The organism is Streptomyces sp. RK62 (assembly GCF_018070255.1).
GTDB lineage: Bacteria > Actinomycetota > Actinomycetes > Streptomycetales > Streptomycetaceae > Streptomyces > Streptomyces nigra.
The window spans coordinates 13527-38018 of record NZ_JAGPYD010000002.1 but is presented as its reverse complement, the minus strand read 5'-3'; the positions used below and the strand labels follow the sequence as shown (position 1 = coordinate 38018).

Here is a 24492-nt window from a genome sequence, read left to right as displayed (position 1 = left end):
TCCACAGGCTCCGACGGGCTTTCGGTGATCCGCCTACTATGGCCGGACCGCCCTTCGCCGCACGGTGCGGAGGGCCCGCGAGGGGGGACACGGCATGGCACGGTTCGTACGGTGGACGGCTCTGACGGCTGCCGCCGCGCTGCTCGCGACCGGATGCGGAGGGGGCTCGTCGGACGACCCGAAGACCGACGGGGACACCGGCGGCACCAGCGCCTCGACGCCGGCCGGAAGCCCCGAGGCGGCGCTGCCCTCCTCGCTGACCTCGCAGGAGCTGGACTGGGGCCGCTGCCGGGCCACCGAGGGCTCGCCCGCGCCGGGTGACGAGTGGCAGTGCGCGGATCTGAAGGCGCCGCTGGACTGGAAGAAGCCCGAGGGCAGGACGATCGACCTCGCGCTGATCCGCGCCAAGGCCACCGGCGACGACCGCATCGGCTCGCTGCTGTTCAACTTCGGCGGCCCCGGCGGCTCGGGCGTGGACAGGCTGCCCTGGTACTCGACGGGCGCGTCCGCGCTGCGCGAGCGCTACGACCTGGTGAGCTGGGACCCACGGGGCGTGGGATCCAGCGAGGGGGTGCGCTGCCGCCGCGACCAGGAGATCCAGGCGTCCGAGGCGGTCGACCTCACGCCGGACACGGCCGCGGAGGAGACGGCGTACTTCAAGGACGCCGCCGACTTCGGCAAGGGCTGCCAGAAGACCGGAGGCTCCCTGATCGCGCATGTGTCGACCACGGACACCGCCCGCGACATGGACCTGATGCGCCAGGTGCTCGGGGACGAGAAGACGCACTACTTCGGTATCTCGTACGGCACCGAACTGGGCGGGGTCTACGCCCACTTGTTCCCGAAGAACGTCGGCCGGATCGTCTTGGACGCGGTCGTCGACCCGAGTGCCGACGCGGCCGGTCACGCCGAGAACCAGGCCCGGGGCTTCCAGCGCGCGCTCAACAACTACCTGGAGTCCACCGGCAAGAGCGCCGGGGAAGGCACGCGTGAGGTCGTCGACCTGCTGAAGCGGATCGACGCCAAGCCGCTGCCGACGTCGTCGAGCCGCGACCTCACCGAGTCGCTCGCCCTCACGGGCATCATCAGGCCGCTCTACAGCAAGGCGAGCTGGCCGACCCTGACCAGCGCCCTCCAGGCGGCCCAGCAGGGCGACGGCACTGAGCTGCTGGCCCTCGCCGACGACTACAACGACCGTCAGAACTCCGGGAAGTACGGCACGGGAAGCCACTCGCAACGGGTCATATCGTGCCTGGACGACAGGCAGCGCCCGACGCCCGAGGACGCGAAGAAGGCGCTGCCGCACTTCGAGAAGGTCTCACCGGTGTTCGGCCCGATGCTGGGCTGGGACACGGCCGGCTGGTGCCACGACTGGCCGGTGCCCGGTCAGTACGACACCCCGGAGGTCAGCGCCCCGGGCTCGGCCCCGATCCTGCTCATCGGCAACACCGGCGACCCTGCCACCCCCTACGAGGGCACCCGCAGGATGGCCGACGAACTCGGCAAGGGTGTCGGGGTGATGCTCACCTGGAAGGGCGAGGGCCACTCCGCGTACGCGAAGGGCAGCAGCTGCGTGGACTCCACGATCAACGACTATCTGCTGGAGGGCACGGTCCCGAAGGACGGCAAGGTCTGCTCGTAGCGGGTCGGGCGCCAGCCCAGGCCCCTGCCGTGCACGGGGCACGACAGAAGCCCACGGCCTCCGAACGGGTCGGGGCCGTGGGCTTCGTCAGACGTGCCGGGCGGGGCCGGTCAGTAGACCGGCTTGTCGGGCTCGATCTGGTTGACCCAGCCGATCACGCCGCCGCCGACGTGGACCGCGTCCGCGAAGCCCGCGGACTTCAGGACCGCGAGGACCTCCGCACTGCGGACACCCGTCTTGCAGTGCAGGACGATCTTCTTGTCCTGCGGAAGGTTCTCCAGGGCGGTGCCCATGAGGAACTCGTTCTTCGGGATCAGACGGGCGCCGGGGATCGAGACGATCTCGTACTCGTTGACCTCGCGGACATCGATGATGTCGATGTTCTCGCCGTCGTCGATCCACTCCTTGAGCTGCTTGGGAGTGATCGTGGAGCCGGCCGCCGCCTCCTGGGCCTCCTCGGACACGACGCCGCAGAAGGCCTCGTAGTCGATGAGCTCGGTGACGGTCGGGTTCTCCCCGCAGACCGCGCAGTTGGGGTCCTTGCGGACCTTGACCTGGCGGTACTGCATCTCCAGGGCGTCGTAGATCATGAGGCGGCCGACCAGCGGCTCGCCGATGCCCGCGAGGAGCTTGATGGCCTCGTTGACCTGGATGGAGCCGATGGACGCGCACAGCACGCCCAGCACGCCGCCCTCGGCGCAGGAGGGGACCATGCCCGGCGGCGGGGGCTCCGGGTAGAGGCAGCGGTAGCAGGGCCCGTGCTCGGACCAGAAGACCGAGGCCTGGCCGTCGAAGCGGTAGATCGAACCCCAGACGTACGGCTTGTTCAGCAGCACGCAGGCGTCGTTGACCAGGTAGCGCGTCGCGAAGTTGTCCGTGCCGTCGACGATGAGGTCGTACTGGCTGAAGATGTCCATCACGTTGTCGGCCTCGAGCCGCTCCTCGTGAAGGACGACGTCCACGTACGGGTTGATGCCCTTGACGCTGTCGCGGGCGGACTCGGCCTTGGAGCGGCCGATGTCGGCCTGGCTGTGGATGATCTGACGCTGGAGGTTCGACTCGTCGACCTCGTCGAACTCCACGATGCCGAGCGTGCCGACGCCCGCCGCGGCCAGGTACATCAGCGCCGGCGAGCCCAGGCCGCCGGCGCCCACACAGAGCACCTTGGCGTTCTTCAGCCGCTTCTGCCCGTCCATCCCGACATCGGGGATGATCAGGTGGCGGGAGTACCTGCGAACCTCGTCTACGGTGAGCTCGGGGGCGGGCTCGACCAGGGGTGGCAGCGACACGGGGACTCCGTTGGTCGGTCGATCACTACATTTGTTCTCCTCGTAACAGTGCCATGGCCTTTTTCATTCCGAGACACCTGTTCCGATCCGCGAGACGATGTCGTCCCAGTAGCCGGGCATGGACTCCCAGGGGTCGATGCGTCCCCCGCCGTCGGTGTGGTCGGTGAACCAGACCGTCGCGGCGCCCTGCCAGCGCGCGATGCGCAGTGCCTCGTCCAGGTGCCCGCGCGGCACCCCGTGGACCAAGTGGCAGAAGCGGCCGGGCGGATAGTCGGCCGTCCACTCCGCCACCTGCGACCAGCGGTACTCGGACCAGGGCCCGGAGAACGTGACGAGCTGGTCGCCGCACTCGGCGTATCCCGGGTGGGGATGGGTGCCGTGGCCGAGGACGATGTGGGCCTTGTCACGCAGTGCGCGCAGCGTGCCGACCGCGCGCCGGGTCTCGTGCAGGTCGGCGCGTTCGACCGGGCAGCGGTCCAGATAGAAGCCGTCGACCCGGTACCAGTCGACGTACCGCTGCGCCTCGGACATCAGGTCGCTCAGGGTCCGGCCGCCGCCTCGGGACGGGCGCGGGGCCGGGGCTCCTAAGCGGGGCAGGCCGAGGCGGGTGGTGCCGAGGAGACGGGTGGTGTCGAGGCGGGAGGCGTCGAGGTGGCCGAGGACCCGGACGCCCGCGTTGCGGAGGCGGCCGGCCGCCTCCAGGCAGTGCGGGTCGGGCTGGGTGCCGGGGCCGTCGGCGACGTTGAGGACGGCCCAGTGGACGGGGGCGCCGGGGCGGGTCAGTGCGCCCCACTCGGCGGAGGCGAGGAGGGGGTGGGCCAGGCCGGGGATGCCGAGCCCCGGGCGCAGGTCCGTGCACGCGGTCGTCGCGGGCGTGCCGGTCAGATACGGCATGCCGCCTCCATCCAGATGTCGCCCAGGGACTCCTCGAGGTTGATGCGGGGGCGCCAGCCGAGCCGGTCGCGGGCCGTGCGTACGTCGGCCTGCTGCCAGCTCCCGCAGCCGTCCGGGTAGGCCACGGGCGCGGCGGCGTGGGCGCCGTGCGTGCCGTGGGCGCCGTGCGCCGTGTGGTCCGAGTCGCCCCGGGGGTGGCCGATGGTGGCGCGCAACGGGGCGGGCGGGCCGTCGAGTTCGTGCAGGGCGCCGCCGTATCCGGCCACCCGGGCGAGGACGGCGGCCGCGTCCCGCAGGCGGACGGCACGCCCGGAGCCGATGTTGATGACGCCCTGCGCGGCGGAGAGCGAGGCGGCGTGCACGGCGCGGGCGACGTCGCGGACGTCGACGAAGTCGCGCTGGGCGCCGAGGCCGGTGAGCTTCAGCTCGCCGTCGCCCGACTGCATGGCGCGGCGCATCGCCTCCGCGAGACGGCCCAGCGGCGAGCCTGCGGGCGTGCCGGGCCCGGCCGGCGAGAAGACCCGCAGCACGACGGCGTCCAGACCTGAACCCAGGACCAGTTCGGTGGCGGCGAGCTTGCTGACGCCGTACGGGCCGCCGGGGCGCGGCACGGCGTCCTCGGCCGTGGAGGAGCCGGGCTGGCTCGGGCCGTACTCGGCGCCACAGCCGATCTGGACGAGACGGGCGCCGCAGCCGCTGCGCCGCAGGGCCTCGCAGACGGTGGCGACGGCGACGGTGTTGTGCCGGGTGAGTTCGCGGGCGCCGCCCCGGGTGGCGCCGGCGCAGTTGATGACGACGCCGGGGTGGACCGCGTCGAGGAAGCGGGTGAGGGCGCCGGGGCTGCCGGACGCGAGGTCGAACCGGACGTCCGCGTCGTCGCCGCGGCCCAGCGCGGTGAGCTGGACGGCGGGGTCGGCGAGGAGACGGTCGGCGACGAAGCGGCCGAGATAGCCGTTGGCTCCGATCAGCAGGACTCTCATCGCGCGGCTCCCGTGGCCGAGGGGAGGTCGGGTCGGGAGGTGGTCATGGGAGGTCTCTCCTTCGTCGGGGGTGCCTCCGGCGGTGGGCCGGGGGTCTACGGGTGGGGGGAGAAGCGGGGGGTGGCGATGGGGACGCCGGCGCGTGTGCCGGCTCGCGCGCCGGTGCCGGCGCCGGTGGCGTACGCGGTGGCCGGCACGCAGGGACTCGGGCCCGTCGGCGCCGCGACCCTCCGAGCGCCGCGGGACCCTCGCCTCACCACGGCTCCTCCTGGCTCGCATGCGCCGAAGCCCGGGTCAGCGTGCGGCCCGCGTGGAGCAGCAGGGCCAGGGCCGCCGCGCCGCAGGCCAGGGACGGGACGGCGGCGGGGCCCCAGGCCTCGACCAGCGCCCGCGTGGGCGTCGCCAGCCACGCGCAGCCCGGGAGGCGGGCCACGAAGACACAGGCGAGAGCCGTCGCCTCGGCCGCCGCGGTGGCGGTCAGGACGAGTGCGGGGGCGCGGGTGAAGCCGTGGACGGTGAGGAGGCGGGCCAGGAACAGCAGGGCGCCCAGGGTGAGGGTCTGTGGGTGGGCGGCGGGCTCGTGCAGGAGCGCCGCGGTCCCGGCCGTGAGGGCCGCGAGGGCGCAGACATAGGCGGCGAACGCGGCCAGCAGCAGGGGCTTCACCGCGATGGCGAAGTCGTCCAGGGCCCGGCTGGAGGACAGGGTGCGGCGGGCCCGTACGGCGAGGAGGTGCGCGCACCAGGCCGCGGGCGCGCAGGAGAGCGCGAGGGCCAGGAGGGGCGCGGTGGCGAGCGGCCAGGGGCCGTCGGCGCCGCCGCCGGGCAGGCTGTCGGGACCCCCGCTGAGGGCGGCGCGGAGCAGGCCGTCGCCGAGGAGGGCGTAGCCGAGGAGCCAGCCGGTCCAGGTCGCCGTCGGCCGCGTGGGGTGCGTGGTCGACAGGGGGCCCCTGGCCAGGGCCGCGCGCAGGGCGAGGAGGACGGCGAGCGCTCCCACGGCGGCGGCGATCGGGCGGGCCTGGCCGTGGGTGAGCCGGACCGCGGTCACGGTGGCCGCGCCGAGCGCGCCGGGGAGGAGGGTGAGCAGCACCCAGTCGGCCCGCGCGCGGGGCGGCGCGACGGGCGCGGGGGCGGGGGACGGCTCGCCGTCGCGGGGCACGCGCGCGTACATCTCCTCCGCCAGCGAGAACACGTCCCGGTGCCGGAAGCGGGCCGCGGTGCGGTCGGTGATGCCGTGGGCCTCGAGTCCGGCGGCGATCTCCAGGGGGTCCACCGCGCGGGCGCACAGGTCGTGGTGCCGGTACATCAGGGCCTTCACCGGGTCGGCGCCCGTGCGGGCCGGGCCGGGCCGGCTGCGGGGGTCGGCGAGGGCCTGGTCCTCGGGTCCGTCGGCGTCGGCCGTGAGCCACTCCTCGGCGCGCTCGTCCCAGACCTCGGGGCTTTCGGGTGCCGTCACGGGGTGGTCGATCCCTCCTGCGCCGCTCATCGCGCCTCCTCCGTCACCACGTCGCCACGGGCCGGCCGGGCCGACACGGTGTGCACGCCGCTCATCGCGCCCCCTCCGGCAGCGGGGCCGTGGTGTCCGGGCCGGTGTGCGGGCGGTTGGTCCAGTGGCCGGGGACATGGGCCTCGGCGGGGACGCCGAAGGGCAGCGGGGCACCGGCGTCGTCGAGGACGACCCGCCGGACCGGCGTACCGGCGACGACGTCGAGGTAAATGCCGTGAAATGCCGCCACGTTCTGCTCGACGGTGAAGAGTTCGAGGGCCCGCGCGCGTGCGGCGGCACCGAGGCGTGCACGGCGCTCGGGATCGCGCAGCAGCGCCACGCACGCCTCCGCTAGCGCCCGCGGGTTGCGCGGCGGTACGACGAGCCCGGTGCCGCCGATGACCTCGACGACCGCGCCGACGTCGGTGGACACCGTGGCGCGACCGCACAGCATGGCCTCGACCAGGCCGACCGGGAAGCCCTCGACCACGCTGGACAGGACGGCCACCGCACCGGAGGCGTACGCGTCGGCGAGCGACGGGAGTTGTGGCCCGCCGATCTCCTCGAAGGAGACCGGGTTGTCCCCGACGGTGTGCGGGCCGTCGGCCTCGTCGGGGAAGAGCTGCGCGGCGAGCGCCCGGCAGTGGCCGAGGTAGGCCTCCCCCTCCGGTCCCGCCGGGGCGCCGACGATCCGCAGACGGGTCTTCGGTTCCTCCTTGCGGACCTCGGCGAAGGCGTGCAGCAGGGACACGAGGTCCTTGGCGGGTTCGACGCGGCCGACCCAGACGAGCGTGTCGGGGTCCGCGCACGACGGCGCCTCGCCGACCTCCGCGAAGCGGGAGGCGTCCATGCCGGGGTAGACGGTGCGCAGCTTGGACCGGTCGGCGCCGCAGCGCTCCTGCCAGCGGCGGGCATGGGCGTTGCCGGGCGTGATGACGGCCGCCCGGTGGTACGCCTCGGCGGCGAGGGCGCCGTGGAAGCCTGCGAGCAGGGTGCGGACGGCCGGCGGGGCGTCGGCGCCGGCGAGGTAGTGGGTGCGCAGCCGGACGCCGTACTCGGTCAGCACCAGCGGTACGTCGCAGAAGTGGCGGGCGAGCAGGCCGGCCAGGGCGGCGGTGCCGCCGGAGGTGGCGTGGCTCAGGTCGGCGGCGCCGAGTCCGTCGTCCTCGTACCAGTCGAGCGAGAGGGGGCGCAGGGCGCGTTCGAGATGGGCCGCGACGGCGAGGAGATCGGGGACGCGCGCCTCGCGCGCCGTGCGCATCGCGTCCCGTCCGCGGCAGGCGCGCTCGAGGGTGCGTACGGCGGCCTCGGAGCGCAGGGCGCCGGCCAGTCCACCCTCGTCGCGGGCGAGTTCGGCGAGCCCGTACAGCGCGTTGCCGAAACGGTCCGCCTGAAGGGCCGACGGGGTCTCGGAGGCGCCGTCGGCCGCTCGGCCGCCGCCCGCGCAGAGCACGGCGGCCAACTCGCCGTAGTGCTCGGCGAACCGCCGGCGGGCGCGTCGGCCGTGCACGACACCGTCGTCCTCGGCGGTCCACAGTGACGCCGTGCGCACCCGGCTGACCTGCGGGGGCAGCGGGACCCAGCCCTCGTCCTCCTGGCGCTCGCTGCGGCTGAGCGCGTAGATGTCGAACTCGTGCTGTCCGAGCCCGCGCACGAGCCGGTCGCACCAGAGCCTGGCGTCACCGCCCACATACGGATAGCCACCCTCCGCAATCAGTCCGATGCGCACGAGTACACCCCCGATCTCCCTTGAGGGGAGCCGCCGTACGGCGGCGGCTCACAGCGGGAAGAACGTATGCGCACAAGGCGGTGGCGCGATGGACGTTTGTCCATCGCGCCACCAAAAGGGGTGAACGGTCGTAACTTTCCCGTGCGGGTCGCGTTCCGTCGCGCTAGGAGTTCAAACGCACACGGATCGTCACGCTCGTTCGGCGGGGTCGGTCAGATCGTGGCCAACTCCCGTCGTGCCAGCTCCCGTCGCTCGGACCGCCGGCGCGCGGCGACCGCCGGATCGAGCGCCGGTACGGCGGCCAGGAGCTGCCGTGTGTACGGGTCCCGCGGGTGGTCGTACACCTCGTCGGCGGGGCCCTGTTCGACGATCCGGCCCCGGCGCATCACGGCGACCCGGTCGCTGACCTGGCGGACGACGGCGAGGTCGTGCGCGATGAAGACCAGCGCGATACCGAGTTCGCGCTGCAACTCCGCGAGCAGCGCCACCACCTGGGCCTGTGTGGTCACGTCCAGCGCGGAAACGGGCTCGTCGCAGACGATGACGCGCGGGTCCGCCGCGAGCGCCCGCGCGATGCCGACGCGCTGGCGCTGGCCCCCGCTGAACTCGTGCGGATAGCGGTCGTGGTGCGCCCCTTCGAGGCCCACGCGCTCCAGTAGTTCGCGCACCCGGGCCCGGATGCGCGCCTCGTCCCGCTCCCCCCGCGCGCGCAGCGGGTCGGCGATCGACTCGCCCACGCTGCGGCGGGGGTTGAGGGACGACACCGGGTCCTGGAAGACCAACTGCACGGCCGGATCGACGCCCACGCGCGCGTGCCCGTCGTGCCGGACCTCCCCGGCCGTCGGCTGCGAAAGCCCGACCAGCATGCGCCCGAGGGTGGTCTTGCCGCTACCGCTCTCCCCCACCACACCGAGGGTCTCGCCCCGGCGCACGGTGAGGGACACCCCGTCCACGGCCGTGAACGCCTTCTTCCCCCGCCCGAAGACACGCTGGAGACCGACAGCCTCCAGCACCGGCTCCCCAGGCCCCTGATGTCCGGCCGCGGACTCCGCACGGCCACCGCCGGCCCGAGGCCCGTCCACCCGCGGAACCGCGCCCAGCAGTTCCCGCGTGTACGGCTCCCGGGGCGCGCCCAGCACCTCGGTCACGGACCCGTGCTCCACCGCCCGCCCGTGCCGCATGACCAGCACCTCGTCGACGCTCTCGGCGGCCACGCCCACGTCATGGGTGACCAGCAGCAGGCCCATCCCGGTCTCCTCGCGCAGCGTGTGCAGCAGGTCGAGGATCTGCGCCTGGACGGTGACGTCGAGGGCCGTCGTGGGCTCGTCGGCGATCAGCAGTTCCGGCTCGCAGGCCAGCGCCATGGCGATGAGCGCGCGCTGGCGCATACCGCCGCTGAACTCGTGCGGACGGGACCGCGACCGCCGTACGGCGTCCGGGATGCCCACCCGGTCCAGCACCTCCACGGCACGCGCGCGTGCGGCGCGCCGCGAGGCACGCGTGTGGACCCGGTACACCTCGGCGATCTGGTCGCCGACGGCGTAGTACGGGTCGAGCGAGGACAGCGGGTCCTGGAAGACCATGGCGGCCGTACCGCCGCGCAGCCGGCGCAGCGCGTCCTCGGACGCCCGCCCCACGTCGACGCCCGCGACCTCGATCGTGCCGCCGACCCGGGCCCCGGTGCCGCGGTGCAGCCCGAGCAGGGCGGAGGCGACCGTGGACTTGCCGGAGCCGGACTCACCGACGAGGGCGAGGGCGGCTCCCCGCTCCAGACGGAAGGAGAGCCCGTCGACGGCCCGCGGCCCGCCGAAGTCGACCGTCAGGTCGGCGACCTCGACCAGACTCATGTCAGCACCACCCGTCGGTCGGCCACCGCGTACAGGACGTCCGCGACGGCATTGGCGAGGACCACGAAGAAGCCGGTCACCAGGACCATCCCGACGACGACCGGCAGGTCGACGACCTTGACCGCCTCGACCATCTCGCGGCCGATGCCGGGCAGTCCGAACAGCGTCTCGGTGAGCACGGCACCGCCGAACAGGACACCGATGTTGTTGGCGTTCACCGCGATGAGCGGGGCGAGCGCGCCGCGCAGGGCGTGCCGTCCGATGACGGCCCGCTCCCCGACTCCGTAGGCGCGGAAGGTGCGCACATGGTCCTCGGCGAGCGTCTCCAGCATCGCGGCGCGGGTGATCCGGGCGTAGGTGGCGGACTCGATGAGCGCCAGCGACAGCCAGGGCAGCAGCAGGTTCCAAACCCACTGCTCGGGATCGTCCGTGAAGGGGACGTACTGCGGGAAGGGCAGCAGTTCGAGCTGCCCGCAGACGACGATCATCAGGACGAGCCCGATGACGAAGACGGGTGTGGACATCCCGGCGAGGGTGACGGTGGTCAGCAGCCGCTCGGTGAGCCGGCCGCGCCGCCACACCGACAGCACGCCGGTGCCGACGCCGATGATCAGCCACAGCACCATCGAGCCGACCGCGAGCGAGGCGGTGACCGGGAGCTTCGCCAGGATCAGCGCCAGGACCTGCTGGTCGGTCTGGTACGACAGCCCGAGGCAGGGCGCCGCGCAGTGCTGGACCGAGGTGCCGGTGGAGTAGTCCTGCCCGGCGACCAGCCCCTGCAGGAACTGCCAGTACCGCTCGTACAGCGGGTCGCCCAGGTGCAGTTGCTCGGCGACCTGCCGCACCTGGGCCGGTGAGCAGCGCGGACCGCAGGTGATCTGGGCGACGTCGCCGGGGGTGACGTAGAAGACCACGTAGATGATCACCGAGAGGGCGAACAGGGTGACGACGGCACCGGCCGCCCGGCGTACGACGAATCCGCCGAAGCCGTTCATGAGGCGCCGTCCTTCCGGCCCGTGCCGACGCGCAGCCGGGAGGCGGCGCGCGGGTCGAGGGCGGTGCGGACGCCGTCACCGAGCACGGTGAGGGCGAGGACGGTGACGAACAGCGCGCCGGCGGGCAGCAGCAGATACTGCGGGGCCGCCTGGTACCAGACGTTCGCGGAGGTCAGCATCTGTCCCCAGGACGGTGTCGGCGGCCGTACACCGACCCCGAGGAAGGACAGGGCCGCCTCGACGGAGATGTTCGTCGGGACGAGGATGGCCGCGAACGTGATGACGGGCGCGGCGAGGCCGGGCAGGAGTTCGCGCCGGGCGATCCGGACCGTGCCCCAGCCGCTGAGGCGGGCGGCGGCCACGTAGTCGGCCTCCTTGAGGGTGAGCGTCTGCGCGCGGACCAGCTTGGCGAGGGTCGCCCAGCCGGAGACCAGCCCGACGACCAGCGCCACCAGGACGGGGCGCGGGAAGCTCGTGGGCACGACGGCGAGCAGGGCGAGCGCGACGATCATCAGCGGCATCGCGACGAAGATGTCGGCGACGCGGGTGAGGAGCTGGTCGACCCAGCGGTTCCCGAGCCCGGCGGCGAGGCCGACGGCGACCCCGAGGGCGAGCTGGACGACGGTCGCGGCGAGCGCGACGCCGAGCGAGACCCGGGCGCCGTACACGAGCCGGGCGAACAGGTCGCGTCCGGTCTGCGGTTCGACGCCGAGCCAGTGGTCGGCGCTGATCCCGCCGAGGGAGCCGACGGGGACGCCGCCGCGCGCGGAGTCCACGAGGGCCGGGTGGTAGGTGGTCGGGTCCTGCCCCTCGAGGGCGACCAGGAGGGGCGCCGCGAGGGCGACCAGGACGAGCAGCGCGACGACGGCCGCCGCGACGAGGGCGGCGCGCCGCGTGCGCAGCCGCCGCCAGAACTGACGGGCCCCCGAGACCCCCGGAGCGAGGGCTCCGGGGGTCTCGGCGGCGAGAACTGCCTCGCTCACGGCGCTACTTCACCGCGATCTGGGACACGTCGAGGACACCGGTCCAGTCACTGATGACGACGTTCTTGACGTCCTTGCCGTACAGCCGCTTGTAGACGGGGTGGAACAGCGGCACGGTGAGGGCCTTCTCGCCGATCTTGCTGTCGAGGGCACCCCAGCGCTTCGCGGCGGCGTCGAGGTCGGTCAGCTTGTTGATGGCGTCGATCTCGGCGTTGACGGAGGCGTCGTCCAGCAGGCCGTTGTTGAAGTTGGCGCCGTCCTTCACGATCTGCCGGCCGTCGAAGATCGGGGCGAGGAAGGGACCGCCGGAGGGCCAGTCGGCACCCCAGTGCGCCAGGAAGAAGCCGGGCTCGGTCTTCACGTCGTGGATCTTGTCGGAGTAGTCGTTGTCCTCCAGGCCCTGGAGGCGGACGGTGATGCCGGCCTTCTTCAGCGCGTCCTGGATCGCGGTGGCGATCTCGGGGCTGGTCTCGAAGTCCTTGGCGTTGGAGTGGGTGAGGGTGACGGTCAGCCCGTCGCCGTGCCCGGCCTCCTTCAGCAGCTCCTTGGCCTTCGCCGGGTCACCGCTCTCGCCGGCCGGGAAGTGGTCGTACGGCGTGTGGCCGAAGGACTTCTGGTCGGGCAGGAAGGTGGTGGCGGGCTCGGCGAGCGCGGAGCCGCCGGCGGCGTTGACGACGGAGGAGCGGTCGATCGCGTAGGAGATCGCCTGGCGCACCTTGGGGTCGTCGAACGGCTTCACCTTCGGGTTGAAGGCGATGTAGTTCGTGTAGCCGAAGTGACCGGTGCCCACGCGCGCGGCCAGCTCCTTGTCGCCGGAGACCTTGGCGAGTTCGGCGGGGCCGAGGTTGGTGTCCGTGGTGACGGCGGCGGCGTCCGCCCCCTGGGACGCGGAGAGCCGCTGGTTGATGACGGAGGAGTCGAGCCCGGACCGTACGTCGATCTTGTCCGGGTACGCCTTGCGCTCGGCGTCGGTCGCGGCGGACCAGTGCGGGTTGCGCTCCAGGACGAGCCGCTCGCCGTCGTTCTCGTTCGAGACGACCTTGTACGGCCCCGAGGAGACCGGGTGCTGCTCGTACTTGGTGCCGGTGTCCTTGGCCTTGGGGACGGGCGTGAACTGGGTCTGCGTGGCCAGGTACGGGAACTCGCCCTCGGGCTTGTTCAGATGGAAGACGATGGTCCGCTCGTCCGGCGTCTCGATCGCCGACAGGCCCTTCTTGTCCTTGTACGGCCCCTGGTAGTCGGCGGCGCCGACCAGCCAGTCCCGCAGGTAGGGCGCGCCGCCGGAGAGCTCCGGGGCGAAGGAGCGCTCGATACCGTACTTGACGTCAGCCGAGATGATCTTGGTGCCGTCCTCGTACTTCAGGCCCTCCTTGAGGGTGAAGGTCCAGACGGTGGCGTCCTTGTTGGGGCGCCCGGTGTCGGTGGCGAGGTCGGGGACGACCTTGGCGCCGGCCTCGCCGTTCTCGCGGTTGCGGGTGGTGAGGGTGCGGAAGACCAGCGAGGGGATGTTGCCGCCGCCGGAGGTGTAGAGGCGGGCGGGGTCGAAGTCCTGCTGCGCGTTGGAGTTCAGAACGGTCAGCGTGCCGCCCTTGTGGGGCGTGGAGTCGTTGCCGGCTGCCTTGGCATCGTTGTCCTCAGGCCCGCAGGCGACGGCGCCCGCTGCCACGGCCAGGCTGACGGATGCCACGGCCACACGGCGCGCTATGACGGACGGTTGACGCATCGGAGACGACCTCTCGGTTGGGTGATCGCGTGCCGGACCCGCTTCGGATCTCGAAGCATGAGACGGAACGACACGAAGTGAGACGAACGGAGGCGGACGTCCGCCCCGGCGCCGGGTCGTCGAGAGGGCGCGCCCGGGTCAGGTGCCGGAGCGCGGAGAAAGCGGGGATTCGCGACGCGTACGCCGAAGGGCGGACGTCAGCGACAGTGGATGTCGGCCACGCACAGCGCGGTCACACCGATGAGCGCCAGCTCGATGGCGGCGCGAGAGGTGGTGTGACGGGACGACATGCGCAGAAATATGAACGATCTGGCTGCGCATGTCAATGTGAGCTGTGAGTCACCTGTCAACTCTCCGGGAAAGCCCAGGGGTTGGGCTTGCAGGTGATCCCGTCGTGGTCGAGGAACTTGGTCTGTTGCTGCATGACCGGGGCGAGCTCGCCGTCCTTGTCGCAGGTGACGTGCCCGAAGCCGAGCCGGTGGCCGATCTCGTGGTTGATCAGCATCTGCCGGTAGGCGTGGATGCGGTCGCTGTAGGTCTCCGAGCCCTGCGCCCAGCGGTACGCGTTGATCATCACGCGCTCGGTGGCGGCCGAGTCGCACGAGACGTTGTCCTCGGTGGTGTCGAGGCCCGACTTGGCACACCACTCGGCGGTGGTGCCGGGGCTGGCCAGCGTGATCACGAAGTCGGGCTCGCCGCTGTGGATGCGCTCGAAGGTGCGGGCGCCGCCGTGGGCCCAGCTGCGCTCGTCGTTGAGCGTCTTGTGCACGGCCTCGGCGAACAGGCCGGCGTCCAGCCCGAGGCCCCGCTCGACGTCCACGCGGTAGGTGAACTTCCGCCCGCCGCCGGGGGCCTTGTCGATGCCCGGCACCGCGTCGAACTTGCCCGAGCCGGTCGCGTTCGCGCCCAGCGCGAAACGCCGGTCCATCTTCTGGGCGTACGTCAGCGTGGCCGCGCCGGGCGCCGCGGAGGGCGTCGGTCGGTCGTCGGTGCGGGAGGCCGGGTCGCGGGCGTCCCGCGCCTGGTCCCCGGCGGACTGCGCCCGGGCGTCGGTGACGTCGCCGCCCTGCGCGACCTGTCCGGCCACCACGACGGCCAGCACGGTGACGACGGCGGCCGCCGCGACCCCGGTGAAGGCGCGGCCCTTGCCGCCCTTGGCGGGCGCGGGCACACCGGTCGGCGGGGCGTCGTCGTCCTCCCGTTCGGCGGCCGGCGCGTACGCCTGCTCGGCTCTGCGGGACGTGAAGCCGTCGGTCTCCCCGTCGAAGGCGTCGACGAACTCCTGCCGGGGCCCCTCGGAACCGGGCGCCCGACGGGGGCGCGGCACGGCGGCACCGGTCGTCGCGGTGCCGTAGGTGACGCCGGTACGCCCTCGCAACTCCCCCCACCCGCCGCCGGCTTCCCGCTGCTCGGGATGCCCACCACGGGCCCTGGGGACCCCGTGCGCGGGGGTCCCGTCGGGGAGGCGCGGGACACCGCGGGCGGGGGTGCCGTCGGGAAGACGCGGGATTCCGCGCGCGGGTGTGCCGTCGGGGAAACGCGGGACCCCACGCGCGGGAGTGCCGTCGGCGAAGCGGGGTACCCCGTGAGCCGGCGTGCCGTCAGGCATCCGCACCCCGTGCGGCGGGGTGCCGTCGGCCGGGCGGGGAACACCGCGCGGGGGCGTGCCATCGGCGAATCTCGGGACCCCACGCGCGGGAGTCCCGTCAGCCATACGCGGGACCCCACGCGCCGGCGTCCCGTCCTGCAGTCGCGGGAACCCCTGCGGGGGCGTGGCCCCCGGCGGATACGGACGCCCGCCGTACGGCGAAGGCCCACCGGCCGGCCCACCCGGTCCGCCCAAACCACCAGGCCCACCCGGTCCGCCCGGGCCACCCGGCCGCCCCGGCGGCGGCGTAGGCGCCCCCGAAGCCCGGCCGGGACCCGGTACGGGGGGTGGCGACTGTCGCCGGGGCGCGCCCGTATCGGGCGGTGCCAGTGCGGCGTCCTGTTGTGCCGTCGTCTCCGTGGCGTCCCGCTTGGCGAGGCCGCGCCGGCTGTGGCGTCCCACGCGCGCCTCAGCTCCCTGAGTTCTCGGTAGGGGCACCGGAGCCGGTGCCGGCCCCCGGCCTGCCCGGGTCGGGCTCCCGCCCCTCGACCTCGGCGAGGAGTTCACGGAAGCCCCGGGCGACGACGTCGGGGTACTCCATCATCGCCACGTGTCCGGCGTCCGGGAGGGTCAGCAGCCGGGAGTCACGGAAGGCGCGCGCCGCCCTGCTGCACATGCGGTAACCGACGAGCTGGTCGCGGCCGCCGTAGACGAGCAGGGTCGGGGCCAGCACCCGCTCGGCCTGCCGCCACAGCGCGTGCTGCCCGCCGAGGGTGTAGGCGTTGACGAGCCCGCGCGCGGAACGCGTCATCGCGTCCCAGAAGTACGGCAGCTGCAGCCGCCGCTCCATCTCCTGGACGGCGTCGCGGAATCCTTCCGGCGTCACCCGGCCCGGCTCGCCGTAGCAGAGCTGCAGCACCCCGCGGACCCGCTGCTCGGCCGTCCATTTCCTGGTGAGGCGCGTGAAGAGGGCCGTCACCCCCGGCACCGCCAGCAACCCGGTGGGTACGGCGGTGCGCTGGACGCGGAGCTCCGGTAGCGCGGGCGACACGAGGGTGAGCGTACGGACGAGGTCGGGGCGGACGGCGGCGACGCGCGTGGAGACCGCGCCGCCGAGCGAGTTCCCGAAGAGGTGTACGGGCCCGCGGCCGGAGGCGTCCAGATAGCGGATCACCGCGCGTGCGTGCGCGGTGAGGGAGTAGTCGCCGTCGTCCGGTGGCGGCGAGTCGCCGAAGCCGGGCAGGTCGACGGCCTCGGAGTCGACGACGCCGTCGAGCCGCTCCATGAGCGCCGACCAGTTGAGCGAGGAGCCGCCGAGCCCGTGGACGTACAGGGCGGGTGGCAGCCCTTCCCGCCGCGGCGGGCGCGACCGGACGGTCAGCGTGACCCCGGGCAGCCCGACGGACCGCAGCCGCTCCCCCTCCGCGACCCGGACGGTCGCCACCTGGGGAAGCACATGGGCGGCCGGCACGGAGGGCAGCTCGGTCGAAGACATGCGGCAATGTTACGAGGTGATCACGCGGGGATTCATACGTTCGCCATTGTGTTCGCCGTCACAAGCCGACGCGTACATGGCAGCGCGCACGACGGGAACCGGCCCAGCGGACCACCCTGGGCGCCGCCCCGGGTGAAGGCGTCCGGAAACCGCCCGAATCGCCCGCAGATCCACCGCCGATCGCATAGCGTCCGGATCGGGTGTCTCCTAGGCTCGTACGCAGGGCACCCGGACACGGACCCCTGCCTCGCCCGGGGACACCGCGCCCCCCGCGGGGACGTTCTAGGAAAGGGAGCCCGTCATGACCGTCGATCCCACCGACCCCGAGACCTTCGTGCACGACGACACCGAGGACGACGAAGAGTTCGACGTCGAGGCGCCCCCGGCCGACGCAGCCGAGCAGAAGGCGGACATCAAGCCGGACAAGGACGACCCGCTGACGGAGGTCGACCCGAACCGGGCCAACGAGGCCGACCTGATCGAACAGGCGCGCGTGGTCTCCCTCGACGAGGACGACTATCGCTGACGGGGCGGCCTCGGGACCGCCGGGACCGGCGACGGCCTGCCCGGACGCCGGAACAGGCCCGCTGAGCAGGAAAAAGTCGAACCCTATGCCCATTACATCCGGCTTTCAAACCTTCTGTGCGACTATCGTCACCGTCCGGTCCGTGAAATTCTGCGCTCGCACCGCGCACACCAGGGTTACCGAAAAGTACGATGGCGACGCGGCGCACACCGCATGTGGACGATCTTGGGAGGCGGCGTGACAGCCATCGAGCAGACAGAGGCGGCACGCCCGCGGGGCACGCGCCTTCCGCGCCGAGCCCGACGGAACCAGCTGCTGGGCGCCGCCCAGGAAGTCTTCGTGGCGCAGGGCTACCACGCCGCCGCGATGGACGACATCGCCGAGCGCGCCGGCGTCAGCAAGCCGGTGCTCTACCAGCACTTCCCGGGCAAGCTCGACCTCTATCTCGCGCTCCTGGACCAGCACTGCGAGTCGCTGATCCAGTCGGTGCGCACCGCGCTCGCCTCGACCACCGACAACAAGCAGCGCGTGCGCGCCACGATGGACGCCTACTTCGCGTACGTCGAGGACGACGGCGGCGCCTTCCGGCTGGTCTTCGAGTCCGACCTGACGAACGAGCCCGCCGTGCGCGAGCGCGTCGACAAGGTCACGAACGACTGCGCCGAGGCGATCTGCGACGTCATCGCCGAGGACACCGGCCTCTCGCGCGCGGAGTCGATGCTGCTGGCCTCCGGCCTCGGCGGACTCGCGCAGGTCGTGGCCCGCTCCTGGCTGCACAGCGACCGCAGCGTGCCGCGGGACCAGGCCGTGCAGCTGCTGACGTCCCTGGCCTGGCGCGGTATCGCCGGCTTCCCGCTGCACGGCTCCGAGTCGCACTGACTCCCATGCGTTCCCGCACCACGCGCGCATTTGTTCCCGTCCACTGTTCGCTCCTGGCGTTGCCCGGCGATGCGTGGACATCCCCTCACCGGGCTAATGTGTGCTGGGTACGGCGCGCATGGTCGCGCACTTCACTGACCGTCGGAGGGACATAGCCGTGGAGGTCAAGATCGGCGTGCAGCACGCGCCCCGCGAGATCGTTCTGGAGAGCGGTCAGAGTGCCGAGGACGTCGAGCGGGCGGTGTCCGATGCGCTGGCCGGCAAGTCTCAGCTCCTGAGCCTCGTCGACGAGCACGGCCGCAAGGTCCTCGTCCCGGCCGACCGTCTCGCGTACGTGGAGCTCGGTGAGCCGGCTCCGCGCAAGGTGGGCTTCGGCGCACTCTGAGGCACCACCGCCCAGGCGTGCGGAAGGGGGCCCGGCGACCACGGTCGCCGGGCCCCCTTCCCGTTGCCCCTCACGCCCTCCTCGCCCCGGTCCTCCCCTCAGGTCCCCTCCAGCTCTCCTCCACGGACGGAGCACAGCCCGTTCACAGAGGAGGATTGGATTCCGCAGGTCAGGGGTATGACGGGGTACGACCGTTTCGAGCAGGTCGGCCATGTGGGAGGGACCCCAGCATGCTCTTGGAAGCGCTCAGCTCCGCGATCCTCGGCCTGGTCCTGGCGTGGGCCGCGTACAGCCGCCTGCCGCACCGCATGCCCGCCCGCTCGCTGGTCCTGCCGACCGGTGTCGGCGGCGCCCTCTTCGGCGCCTTCGTCACCCACACCGCGCTGGACTTCGGCAACCTCGCGGTGATCCTGGCCGGCGCCGGGATCGTCGCCGCCGCCTCGCTCTCCCTGCTGGTGCGCCCCGCGGGAAGACTCGGCCGCCGCTCGGCGACCGCCTGAGGAGAAAGCGGTCGCCCGGCGAGTTACGGCAGCACGCTAGGCGGCCAGGCCCAGCGCCGCCATCCGCTTGGTGTGCGCCTCGGTGATCCGCGAGAACATCTTGCCGACCTCCGCGAGGTCGAACCCGTCCGCGACGCCGCCCACGAGCATCGTCGACAGCGCGTCCCGGTCGGCGACCACACGCTGCGACTGCGACAGCGCCTCGCCCATCAGCCGTCGTGCCCACAGCGCGAGACGGCCGCCCACGCGCGGGTCGGCGTCGATCGCCGCGCGCACCTTCTCCACGGCGAACGTCGCGTGGCCGGTGTCGTCCAGCACGGCCAGCACCAGGTCGCGGGTGTCCGAGTCGAGCCGGGCGGCGACCTCCCGGTAGAAGTCGCTGGCGATCGAGTCGCCGACGTAGGCCTTGACGAGGCCCTCCAGCCAGTCCGAGGGGGCCGTCTGCCGGTGGAAGCCGTCCAGCGCGGCCACGAACGGCTCCATGGCCTGGGTGGGCTCGGCGCCGATCTCGGTGAGCCGGTCCCGCAGCTTCTCGTAGTGGTGGAACTCCGCCGACGCCATCTTGGCCAGCTCCGCCTTGTCCGCGAGGGTCGGCGCCAGCTTGGCGTCCTCCGCGAGCCGTTCGAACGCCGCCAGCTCGCCGTAGGCCAGCGCGCCGAGCAGGTCGACGACGGCGGCCCGGTACTGGGGGTCGGCGGAGGCCCGCGCCCAGTCCTGGGCGGCGACCCCGGTGCGTGCGACGGGGGTGTCGGCGGTGTCCGCGGCGTCAGAGGTGTTGTCAGGCGTCGTCATGAAGCGCACAATAGCCCGCTCGATGCCTTACGGAAGTCCCTGGTCAATCACTGTGACGACGACTACGTGACCAATTCGGCCATCGCATGTGCGCGATTCCGGGGTATGGTGGTAATGCGCCCGCTGAGTACTTTGACGTACCCGACGGGCCGCACGTTATGAGGATGCCCGGTCGGTGGCCCGACTGGCTCCGACCCGACAGCCCTCCCAGGCCGTACGGCACAGTGCGTACGACGACCGGAGGGACACCCTCAGCGGTACGAGCGCTAGAGCGTCGGCAGTGGTCCCGTGCCTTTCGGTCCCGCCGTACGGCGGCCGACGTCCCCGGCACGGTCCCAAGACCCCCGCGCTCGCCTCGCACCGCGTACACAGAAGAGGCAGCACCCTGACTACGACTTTCCGAGAGCTCGGAATCCTCAACGAGACCGCCGAGGCCCTTGAGGCCGTCGGCATCGTCAATCCCTTCCCCATCCAGGAGATGACCCTCCCCGTCGCCCTCTCCGGCACGGACGTCATCGGCCAGGCGAAGACCGGCACCGGCAAGACCCTCGGCTTCGGCCTCCCGATCCTGGAGCGCGTCACCGTCCCCGCCGACGTCGAGGCGGGCCGCGCCCGCCCCGAGGCACTCACCGACGCCCCGCAGGCGCTCGTCGTCGTCCCCACGCGCGAGCTGTGCCAGCAGGTCACCAACGACCTGCTGACCGCGGGCAAGGTCCGCAACGTCCGCGTCCTCGCCATCTACGGCGGCCGCGCCTACGAGCCCCAGGTCGAGGCCCTGAAGAAGGGCGTCGACGTCGTCGTCGGCACCCCGGGCCGTCTCCTGGACCTCGCGGGCCAGAAGAAGCTCGACCTCAAGCACATCAAGGCGCTCGTCCTCGACGAGGCCGACGAGATGCTCGACCTGGGCTTCCTGCCCGACGTCGAGAAGATCATCAACCTGCTTCCGGCCCGCCGCCAGACCATGCTGTTCTCGGCGACCATGCCGGGCGCGGTCATCGGCCTCGCGCGCCGCTACATGTCGCAGCCGACCCACATCCGCGCCACCGCGCCGGACGACGAGGGCAAGACGGTCGCGAACACCGCGCAGTTCGTCTACCGCGCGCACAACATGGACAAGCCCGAGATGGTCGCGCGCATCCTGCAGGCCGAGGGCCGGGGACTGGCCATGGTCTTCTGCCGCACCAAGCGCACCGCGGCCGACCTCGCCGACCAGCTCCAGCAGCGCGGTTTCGCGGCCGGCGCGGTCCACGGCGACCTCGGCCAGGGCGCCCGTGAGCAGGCGCTGCGCGCCTTCCGCAACGGCAAGGTGGACGTGCTCGTCTGCACCGACGTCGCCGCGCGCGGCATCGACGTCGAGGGCGTCACGCACGTCGTCAACTACCAGTCGCCCGAAGAGGAGAAGACGTACCTGCACCGCATCGGCCGTACCGGCCGCGCGGGCGCCAAGGGCATCGCGATCACCCTCGTCGACTGGGACGACATCCCGCGCTGGCAGCTGATCAACAAGGCGCTGGAGCTCGACTTCAACGACCCGCCGGAGACGTACTCCACGTCCCCGCACCTCTTCGAGGACCTGAAGATCCCCGCCGGCACCAAGGGTGTCCTGCCCCGTTCGGAGCGCACGCGCGCCGGGCTGGCGGCGGAGGAGGTCGAGGACCTCGGCGAGACCGGTGGCCGCGGTCCCCGCGGTCGCGGTGGCCGGGGCGGCCGGGAGGAGTCCCGTACGGCGGAGGGTGAGCGCCCGGCGCGTACGCCGCGCCGGCGTCGCCGCACCCGCGGCGGGACCCCGCTGGACGCCGAGTCGGCGCCCGCCGTCACCGGTACGCCGGACGAGGCGGCCCCGGCGGAGTCCGGGACCGAGCCGCGCACCCCTCGCCGTCGTCGCCGCACGCGCGGTGGAGCGGCGGCCGAGGCCGCCCCGACGACCGCTGCCCCGCAGCAGGCCGCCGAGGCCGCCGTCGCCACGGCCGAGAGCCCGGCTCTCGAGACCGCCGAGGAGACCCCGGCGCCGCGCCGTCGCCGTACCCGTAAGTCGGCGGAGGCGCAGACCGCGCCGGTGGCCGAGGCCGTGCAGGCGTCCGAGCCGGTCGCCGAGCCGGTCGCCGCCGCGCCGGTGGCCGAGGAGGCCCCCGCGGCCGCCCCGCGCCGCCGCACCCGTAAGGCCGCGGCGACCGCCGAGGCCCCCGCCGAGGCGGCCCTCGACACCGTCGAGGCGACCGAGGCCAAGCCCAAGGCCCGTCGCACCCGCAAGGCCGCGGCGACCGCGGAGGCCGCCGACATCCCGGCGCAGACGGTTCAGGAGCCGGAGGCCGCCGAGGCCAAGCCGCGCCGGACCCGGACCCGCAAGGCCGCCGCGACCGCCGAGGCAGTCGTCGACACCGCCGAGGCGACCGAGGCGAAGCCGAAGGCGCGCCGCACCCGTAAGGCCGCCGCCACCGCGGAGGCCCCCGAGGCCGCCGAGGTCACGGAGCCCAAGCCGCGCCGGACGCGGAAGACCGCCGAGGCCGCCCTCGACACCGCCGAAGCGGCCGAGGCCAAGCCGAAGGCGCGCCGCACCCGCAAGGCCGCGGCGACCGCCGAGGCCGCGGACATCCCGGCCCAGGCCACGGAGGAGCCGGCGGCCCCCCGCCGCCGTGCCCGCAAGACCGCGGCCGCCGTGGAGAGCGCGGAGACGGCCGCCGAGGCGAAGCCGAAGGTGCGCCGCGCCCGCAAGGTCGCCGCCGCTCCGGCCGAGGAGACCGCGGAGAGCTGACCCGCGCCACGCCGACGGCCCGGCCCACCCACCAGGGGGGCCGGGCCGTCGGCGTTCCCGGGCGACCGTGCGCGGGACCGCTCCGGACGAACCGGTTACCCTCCCCCTCGTGAGCACCGAACCCGTGTACACCCCGCCCCCCGGCTCCCGTGCCTGTCAGCTGCGCACCGACCGCGGCGCCTTCGCCGTCGTCGACTGTCCCGCCGCGCCCGGGGTCTGGCCCCGAGGGGTCGCGCTGATGCTCCCGGGATTCACCGGCAGCAAAGAGGACTTCACCCTGATGCAGGGGCCGCTCGCGGAGCGCGGCTACCGCACGGTCGCCGTCGACGGGCGCGGCCAGCACGAGTCGGACGGGCCCGAGTTCGACGAATCCGCCTACGATCGGGGTGAGTTGGCGCGTGACGTGCTCGCCCAGGCGGCGGCCCTCGGCCCGCTGGACACTCCGCTGCATCTGTTCGGCCACTCGCTGGGCGGCCAGATCGCGCGCGCGGCCGTTCTCCTCGACCACACGCCGTTCCGGTCGCTGACCCTGATGGCGTCGGGTCCCGCGCAGATCTCCGACTCCCAGCAGCAGCGCGTGAAACTGCTGCGGGACGCGCTCGCGGTGATGACGATGGCCGAGACCTGGGAGGCGATCCTCGCCATGGGGCCGCCCGAGGAGGTCGGCGGTCCGGCCCGCGGCATCGGCGGCCAGGAGCTGCTGCGCCGCCGCTGGATGGGCACCAAGCCGGCGCAACTGCTGGCGACCGGGCGGCAGTTGTGCGCGGAGCCGGACCGGGTGGACGAACTCGCCGCGCTGCCGCTGCCGTTCCACGTCCTGTCGGGGGCCAGCGACGACACCTGGCCGGTCTCCGTCCTGGACGACATGGCCGTACGGCTGCACGCGCACCGGACGGTGATCCCCGGCGCCGAGCACTCCCCCAACGCCGACCAGCCGCTGCCGACCGCCCGCGCGACGGCCGACTTCTGGGACCGCGTCGACGCCGCCTAGTACTGAGCCTGGAGGTGCTCCCAGAATCCGTCGCGCAGGGCGCGGCGCAGGTCGGCCTGGCCCCGCAGGGAGTACTGGAGCAGTCCCTCCGCCTCGACGAGGAGGTCCTGGTCGACGGAGCCGGGGAGGTACGGGTGGCCGGGCAGCAGCTCGACCAGTGACTCGCGTCCGCGTGCCGCGAGCCACTTGGCCGCGATCTGGGCGCCGACGAACCGCACGTCCTCCCGGGTGGGCCGGGCGGCCACGGTCTCGTAGGCGGCGGAGGTGCGCCGGGAGACGTACGGCTTGAAGAAGTCGAGGTCGAGGGTGCGCTGGCTGTCGACCTCCCAGAGCAGGGGCTCGGCCTGGTTGCGGCCCTCGGGCGCCTCGATGCCCCACAGATGCACACGCGCCCCGTATCCCTGGGCCGCCTCGACCGCCGACACGAGGTCCTCGTCGCCGCCGAGGAGGGCGGCGTCGCTGATGGCGCGATGCCGGGCGAGGGACTCCAGGTCGCTGCGGATCAGGGAGTCGACGCCCTTCTGCTGGTTGTTGGCGTTGAGGTTGCCGAGGCGGACCTTGACGTCGGGGAGCTCGGCGATCGACTGCTGCTCGGCGGTGTGGATGCGGCGCCGGGCGCCGTCGTACCAGTAGACGCGCAGCAGCCGGCTGTCGGCGAAGATCGTGCGGGCGCGGTCGATGAGCGCCTCGATCAGCCCCTCGGCGTCCAGGTCGAAGGCCCGGCGGTCCTCGGTGCCCGCGACCAGGCGCCCGGCGGCGGCATAGAGGTAGCCCGCGTCGACGAAGATCGCGTGCGTGGAGGGCGTCTTCGCCACCTCGGCGAGCATGCGCAGCAGCAGCTCGTTGGTGTGGTCGATGCGGGCGGCGAGCGCCGCCGGGTCGTCGTTCATCGCCTCCATTGTCCCGGCGGTCACGCTGCGAACACAACCGGTCCCGGTCGGTCTCTGCTTGATCGTTCGCAGTTGTCTTACCGGTCAGTAGTTAGTCGTTCGAAAAATTTCTTTAGCGTAGGGAATGTT

General features: G+C 73.0%; 21 protein-coding genes. 7 read left to right on the top strand and 14 right to left on the bottom strand.

All coding sequences use genetic code 11. The annotated features are described in order from the left end of the window. The first annotated feature begins 94 nt into the window (after positions 1-94). Entirely contained in the window at positions 95-1642 is a 1548-nt protein-coding gene (locus tag KBY32_RS03930; protein WP_210978905.1) for an alpha/beta hydrolase, read from the top strand. A gap of 110 nt (positions 1643-1752) precedes the next feature. On the opposite strand, the gene moeZ is transcribed toward KBY32_RS03930, so the two are convergent. The 12 genes from moeZ to KBY32_RS03875 all read right to left on the bottom strand — a co-directional run bounded on the left by moeZ (position 1753) and on the right by KBY32_RS03875 (position 16648). Beyond that, complete coding sequence (gene moeZ, locus KBY32_RS03925; RefSeq protein ID WP_210978904.1) at positions 1753-2931, bottom strand: adenylyltransferase/sulfurtransferase MoeZ; 1179 nt, start codon at positions 2929-2931, stop codon at positions 1753-1755. Positions 2932-2994: 63 nt separating this feature from the next. Beyond that, positions 2995-3825, bottom strand: coding sequence for a spherulation-specific family 4 protein (locus KBY32_RS03920; protein WP_210978903.1), 831 nt, complete (start codon positions 3823-3825; stop codon positions 2995-2997). Continuing rightward, positions 3813-4805, bottom strand: coding sequence for an NAD-dependent epimerase/dehydratase (locus KBY32_RS03915; protein WP_055621900.1), 993 nt, complete (start codon positions 4803-4805; stop codon positions 3813-3815). The genes KBY32_RS03920 and KBY32_RS03915 overlap by 13 nt, the downstream gene beginning before the upstream one ends. 253 nt (positions 4806-5058) lie before the next feature. Beyond that, positions 5059-6288, bottom strand: coding sequence for a hypothetical protein (locus KBY32_RS03910; RefSeq protein WP_210978902.1), 1230 nt, complete (start codon positions 6286-6288; stop codon positions 5059-5061). A gap of 61 nt (positions 6289-6349) precedes the next feature. Continuing rightward, on the bottom strand, positions 6350-8017 hold the full coding sequence (locus KBY32_RS03905) for a DUF3492 domain-containing protein (protein ID WP_210978901.1): 1668 nt from the start codon (positions 8015-8017) through the stop codon (positions 6350-6352). Between the two features lie 212 nt (positions 8018-8229). After that, on the bottom strand, positions 8230-9864 hold the full coding sequence (locus KBY32_RS03900) for an ABC transporter ATP-binding protein (protein ID WP_210978900.1): 1635 nt from the start codon (positions 9862-9864) through the stop codon (positions 8230-8232). Continuing rightward, positions 9861-10859, bottom strand: a complete 999-nt coding sequence (locus KBY32_RS03895; protein WP_210978899.1) for an ABC transporter permease — start codon at positions 10857-10859, stop codon at positions 9861-9863. The genes KBY32_RS03900 and KBY32_RS03895 overlap by 4 nt, the downstream gene beginning before the upstream one ends. Continuing rightward, complete coding sequence (locus tag KBY32_RS03890; protein ID WP_210978898.1) at positions 10856-11842, bottom strand: ABC transporter permease; 987 nt, start codon at positions 11840-11842, stop codon at positions 10856-10858. The genes KBY32_RS03895 and KBY32_RS03890 overlap by 4 nt, the downstream gene beginning before the upstream one ends. 4 nt (positions 11843-11846) lie before the next feature. Then, positions 11847-13565 (bottom strand): ABC transporter substrate-binding protein, encoded by a 1719-nt coding sequence (locus KBY32_RS03885; protein ID WP_210978897.1) that lies wholly within the window; start codon positions 13563-13565, stop codon positions 11847-11849. A gap of 197 nt (positions 13566-13762) precedes the next feature. Next, positions 13763-13855: an Ms4533A family Cys-rich leader peptide gene (locus KBY32_RS35925; RefSeq protein ID WP_309544718.1), complete on the bottom strand. Its 93-nt coding sequence runs from the start codon at positions 13853-13855 to the stop codon at positions 13763-13765. Between the two features lie 56 nt (positions 13856-13911). After that, positions 13912-15615, bottom strand: a complete 1704-nt coding sequence (locus KBY32_RS03880; RefSeq protein ID WP_210978896.1) for a DUF3152 domain-containing protein — start codon at positions 15613-15615, stop codon at positions 13912-13914. Positions 15616-15622: 7 nt separating this feature from the next. Further along, the gene (locus KBY32_RS03875; RefSeq protein ID WP_247689002.1) at positions 15623-16648 is read right to left on the bottom strand and encodes an alpha/beta fold hydrolase; all 1026 of its coding nucleotides are present in this window, start codon (positions 16646-16648) and stop codon (positions 15623-15625) included. A gap of 301 nt (positions 16649-16949) precedes the next feature. Here KBY32_RS03875 and KBY32_RS03870 point away from each other — a divergent pair, with 301 nt between their 5' ends. The 4 genes from KBY32_RS03870 (at position 16950) to KBY32_RS03855 (ending at position 18938) form a co-directional block, all read left to right on the top strand. Next, a complete protein-coding gene (locus tag KBY32_RS03870) occupies positions 16950-17174 on the top strand; it encodes a hypothetical protein (RefSeq protein ID WP_055621892.1) in 225 nt (74 codons plus the stop codon). 237 nt (positions 17175-17411) lie between these two features. Next, complete coding sequence (locus KBY32_RS03865; protein ID WP_055621891.1) at positions 17412-18053, top strand: TetR/AcrR family transcriptional regulator; 642 nt, start codon at positions 17412-17414, stop codon at positions 18051-18053. 157 nt (positions 18054-18210) lie between these two features. Then, complete coding sequence (locus KBY32_RS03860) at positions 18211-18438, top strand: DUF3107 domain-containing protein (protein WP_055621890.1); 228 nt, start codon at positions 18211-18213, stop codon at positions 18436-18438. 230 nt (positions 18439-18668) lie between these two features. Beyond that, positions 18669-18938: a hypothetical protein gene (locus KBY32_RS03855; RefSeq protein WP_055621889.1), complete on the top strand. Its 270-nt coding sequence runs from the start codon at positions 18669-18671 to the stop codon at positions 18936-18938. 36 nt (positions 18939-18974) lie between these two features. Here KBY32_RS03855 and KBY32_RS03850 read toward each other — a convergent pair whose 3' ends face one another. Continuing rightward, positions 18975-19739 (bottom strand): ferritin-like fold-containing protein, encoded by a 765-nt coding sequence (locus KBY32_RS03850; RefSeq protein WP_055621888.1) that lies wholly within the window; start codon positions 19737-19739, stop codon positions 18975-18977. Between the two features lie 469 nt (positions 19740-20208). On the opposite strand from KBY32_RS03850, the gene KBY32_RS03845 reads away from it, so the two are divergent. Together KBY32_RS03845 and KBY32_RS03840 are read left to right on the top strand one after the other, a co-directional pair. After that, a complete protein-coding gene (locus tag KBY32_RS03845) occupies positions 20209-22482 on the top strand; it encodes a DEAD/DEAH box helicase (RefSeq protein ID WP_210978895.1) in 2274 nt (757 codons plus the stop codon). 109 nt (positions 22483-22591) lie between these two features. Beyond that, positions 22592-23473 (top strand): alpha/beta fold hydrolase, encoded by an 882-nt coding sequence (locus KBY32_RS03840; protein ID WP_210978894.1) that lies wholly within the window; start codon positions 22592-22594, stop codon positions 23471-23473. On the opposite strand, the gene KBY32_RS03835 is transcribed toward KBY32_RS03840, so the two are convergent. Further along, on the bottom strand, positions 23470-24363 hold the full coding sequence (locus tag KBY32_RS03835; RefSeq protein ID WP_055621886.1) for an NYN domain-containing protein: 894 nt from the start codon (positions 24361-24363) through the stop codon (positions 23470-23472). The two genes, KBY32_RS03840 and KBY32_RS03835, sit on opposite strands and share 4 nt — an antisense overlap. Positions 24364-24492 lie beyond the last annotated feature (129 nt).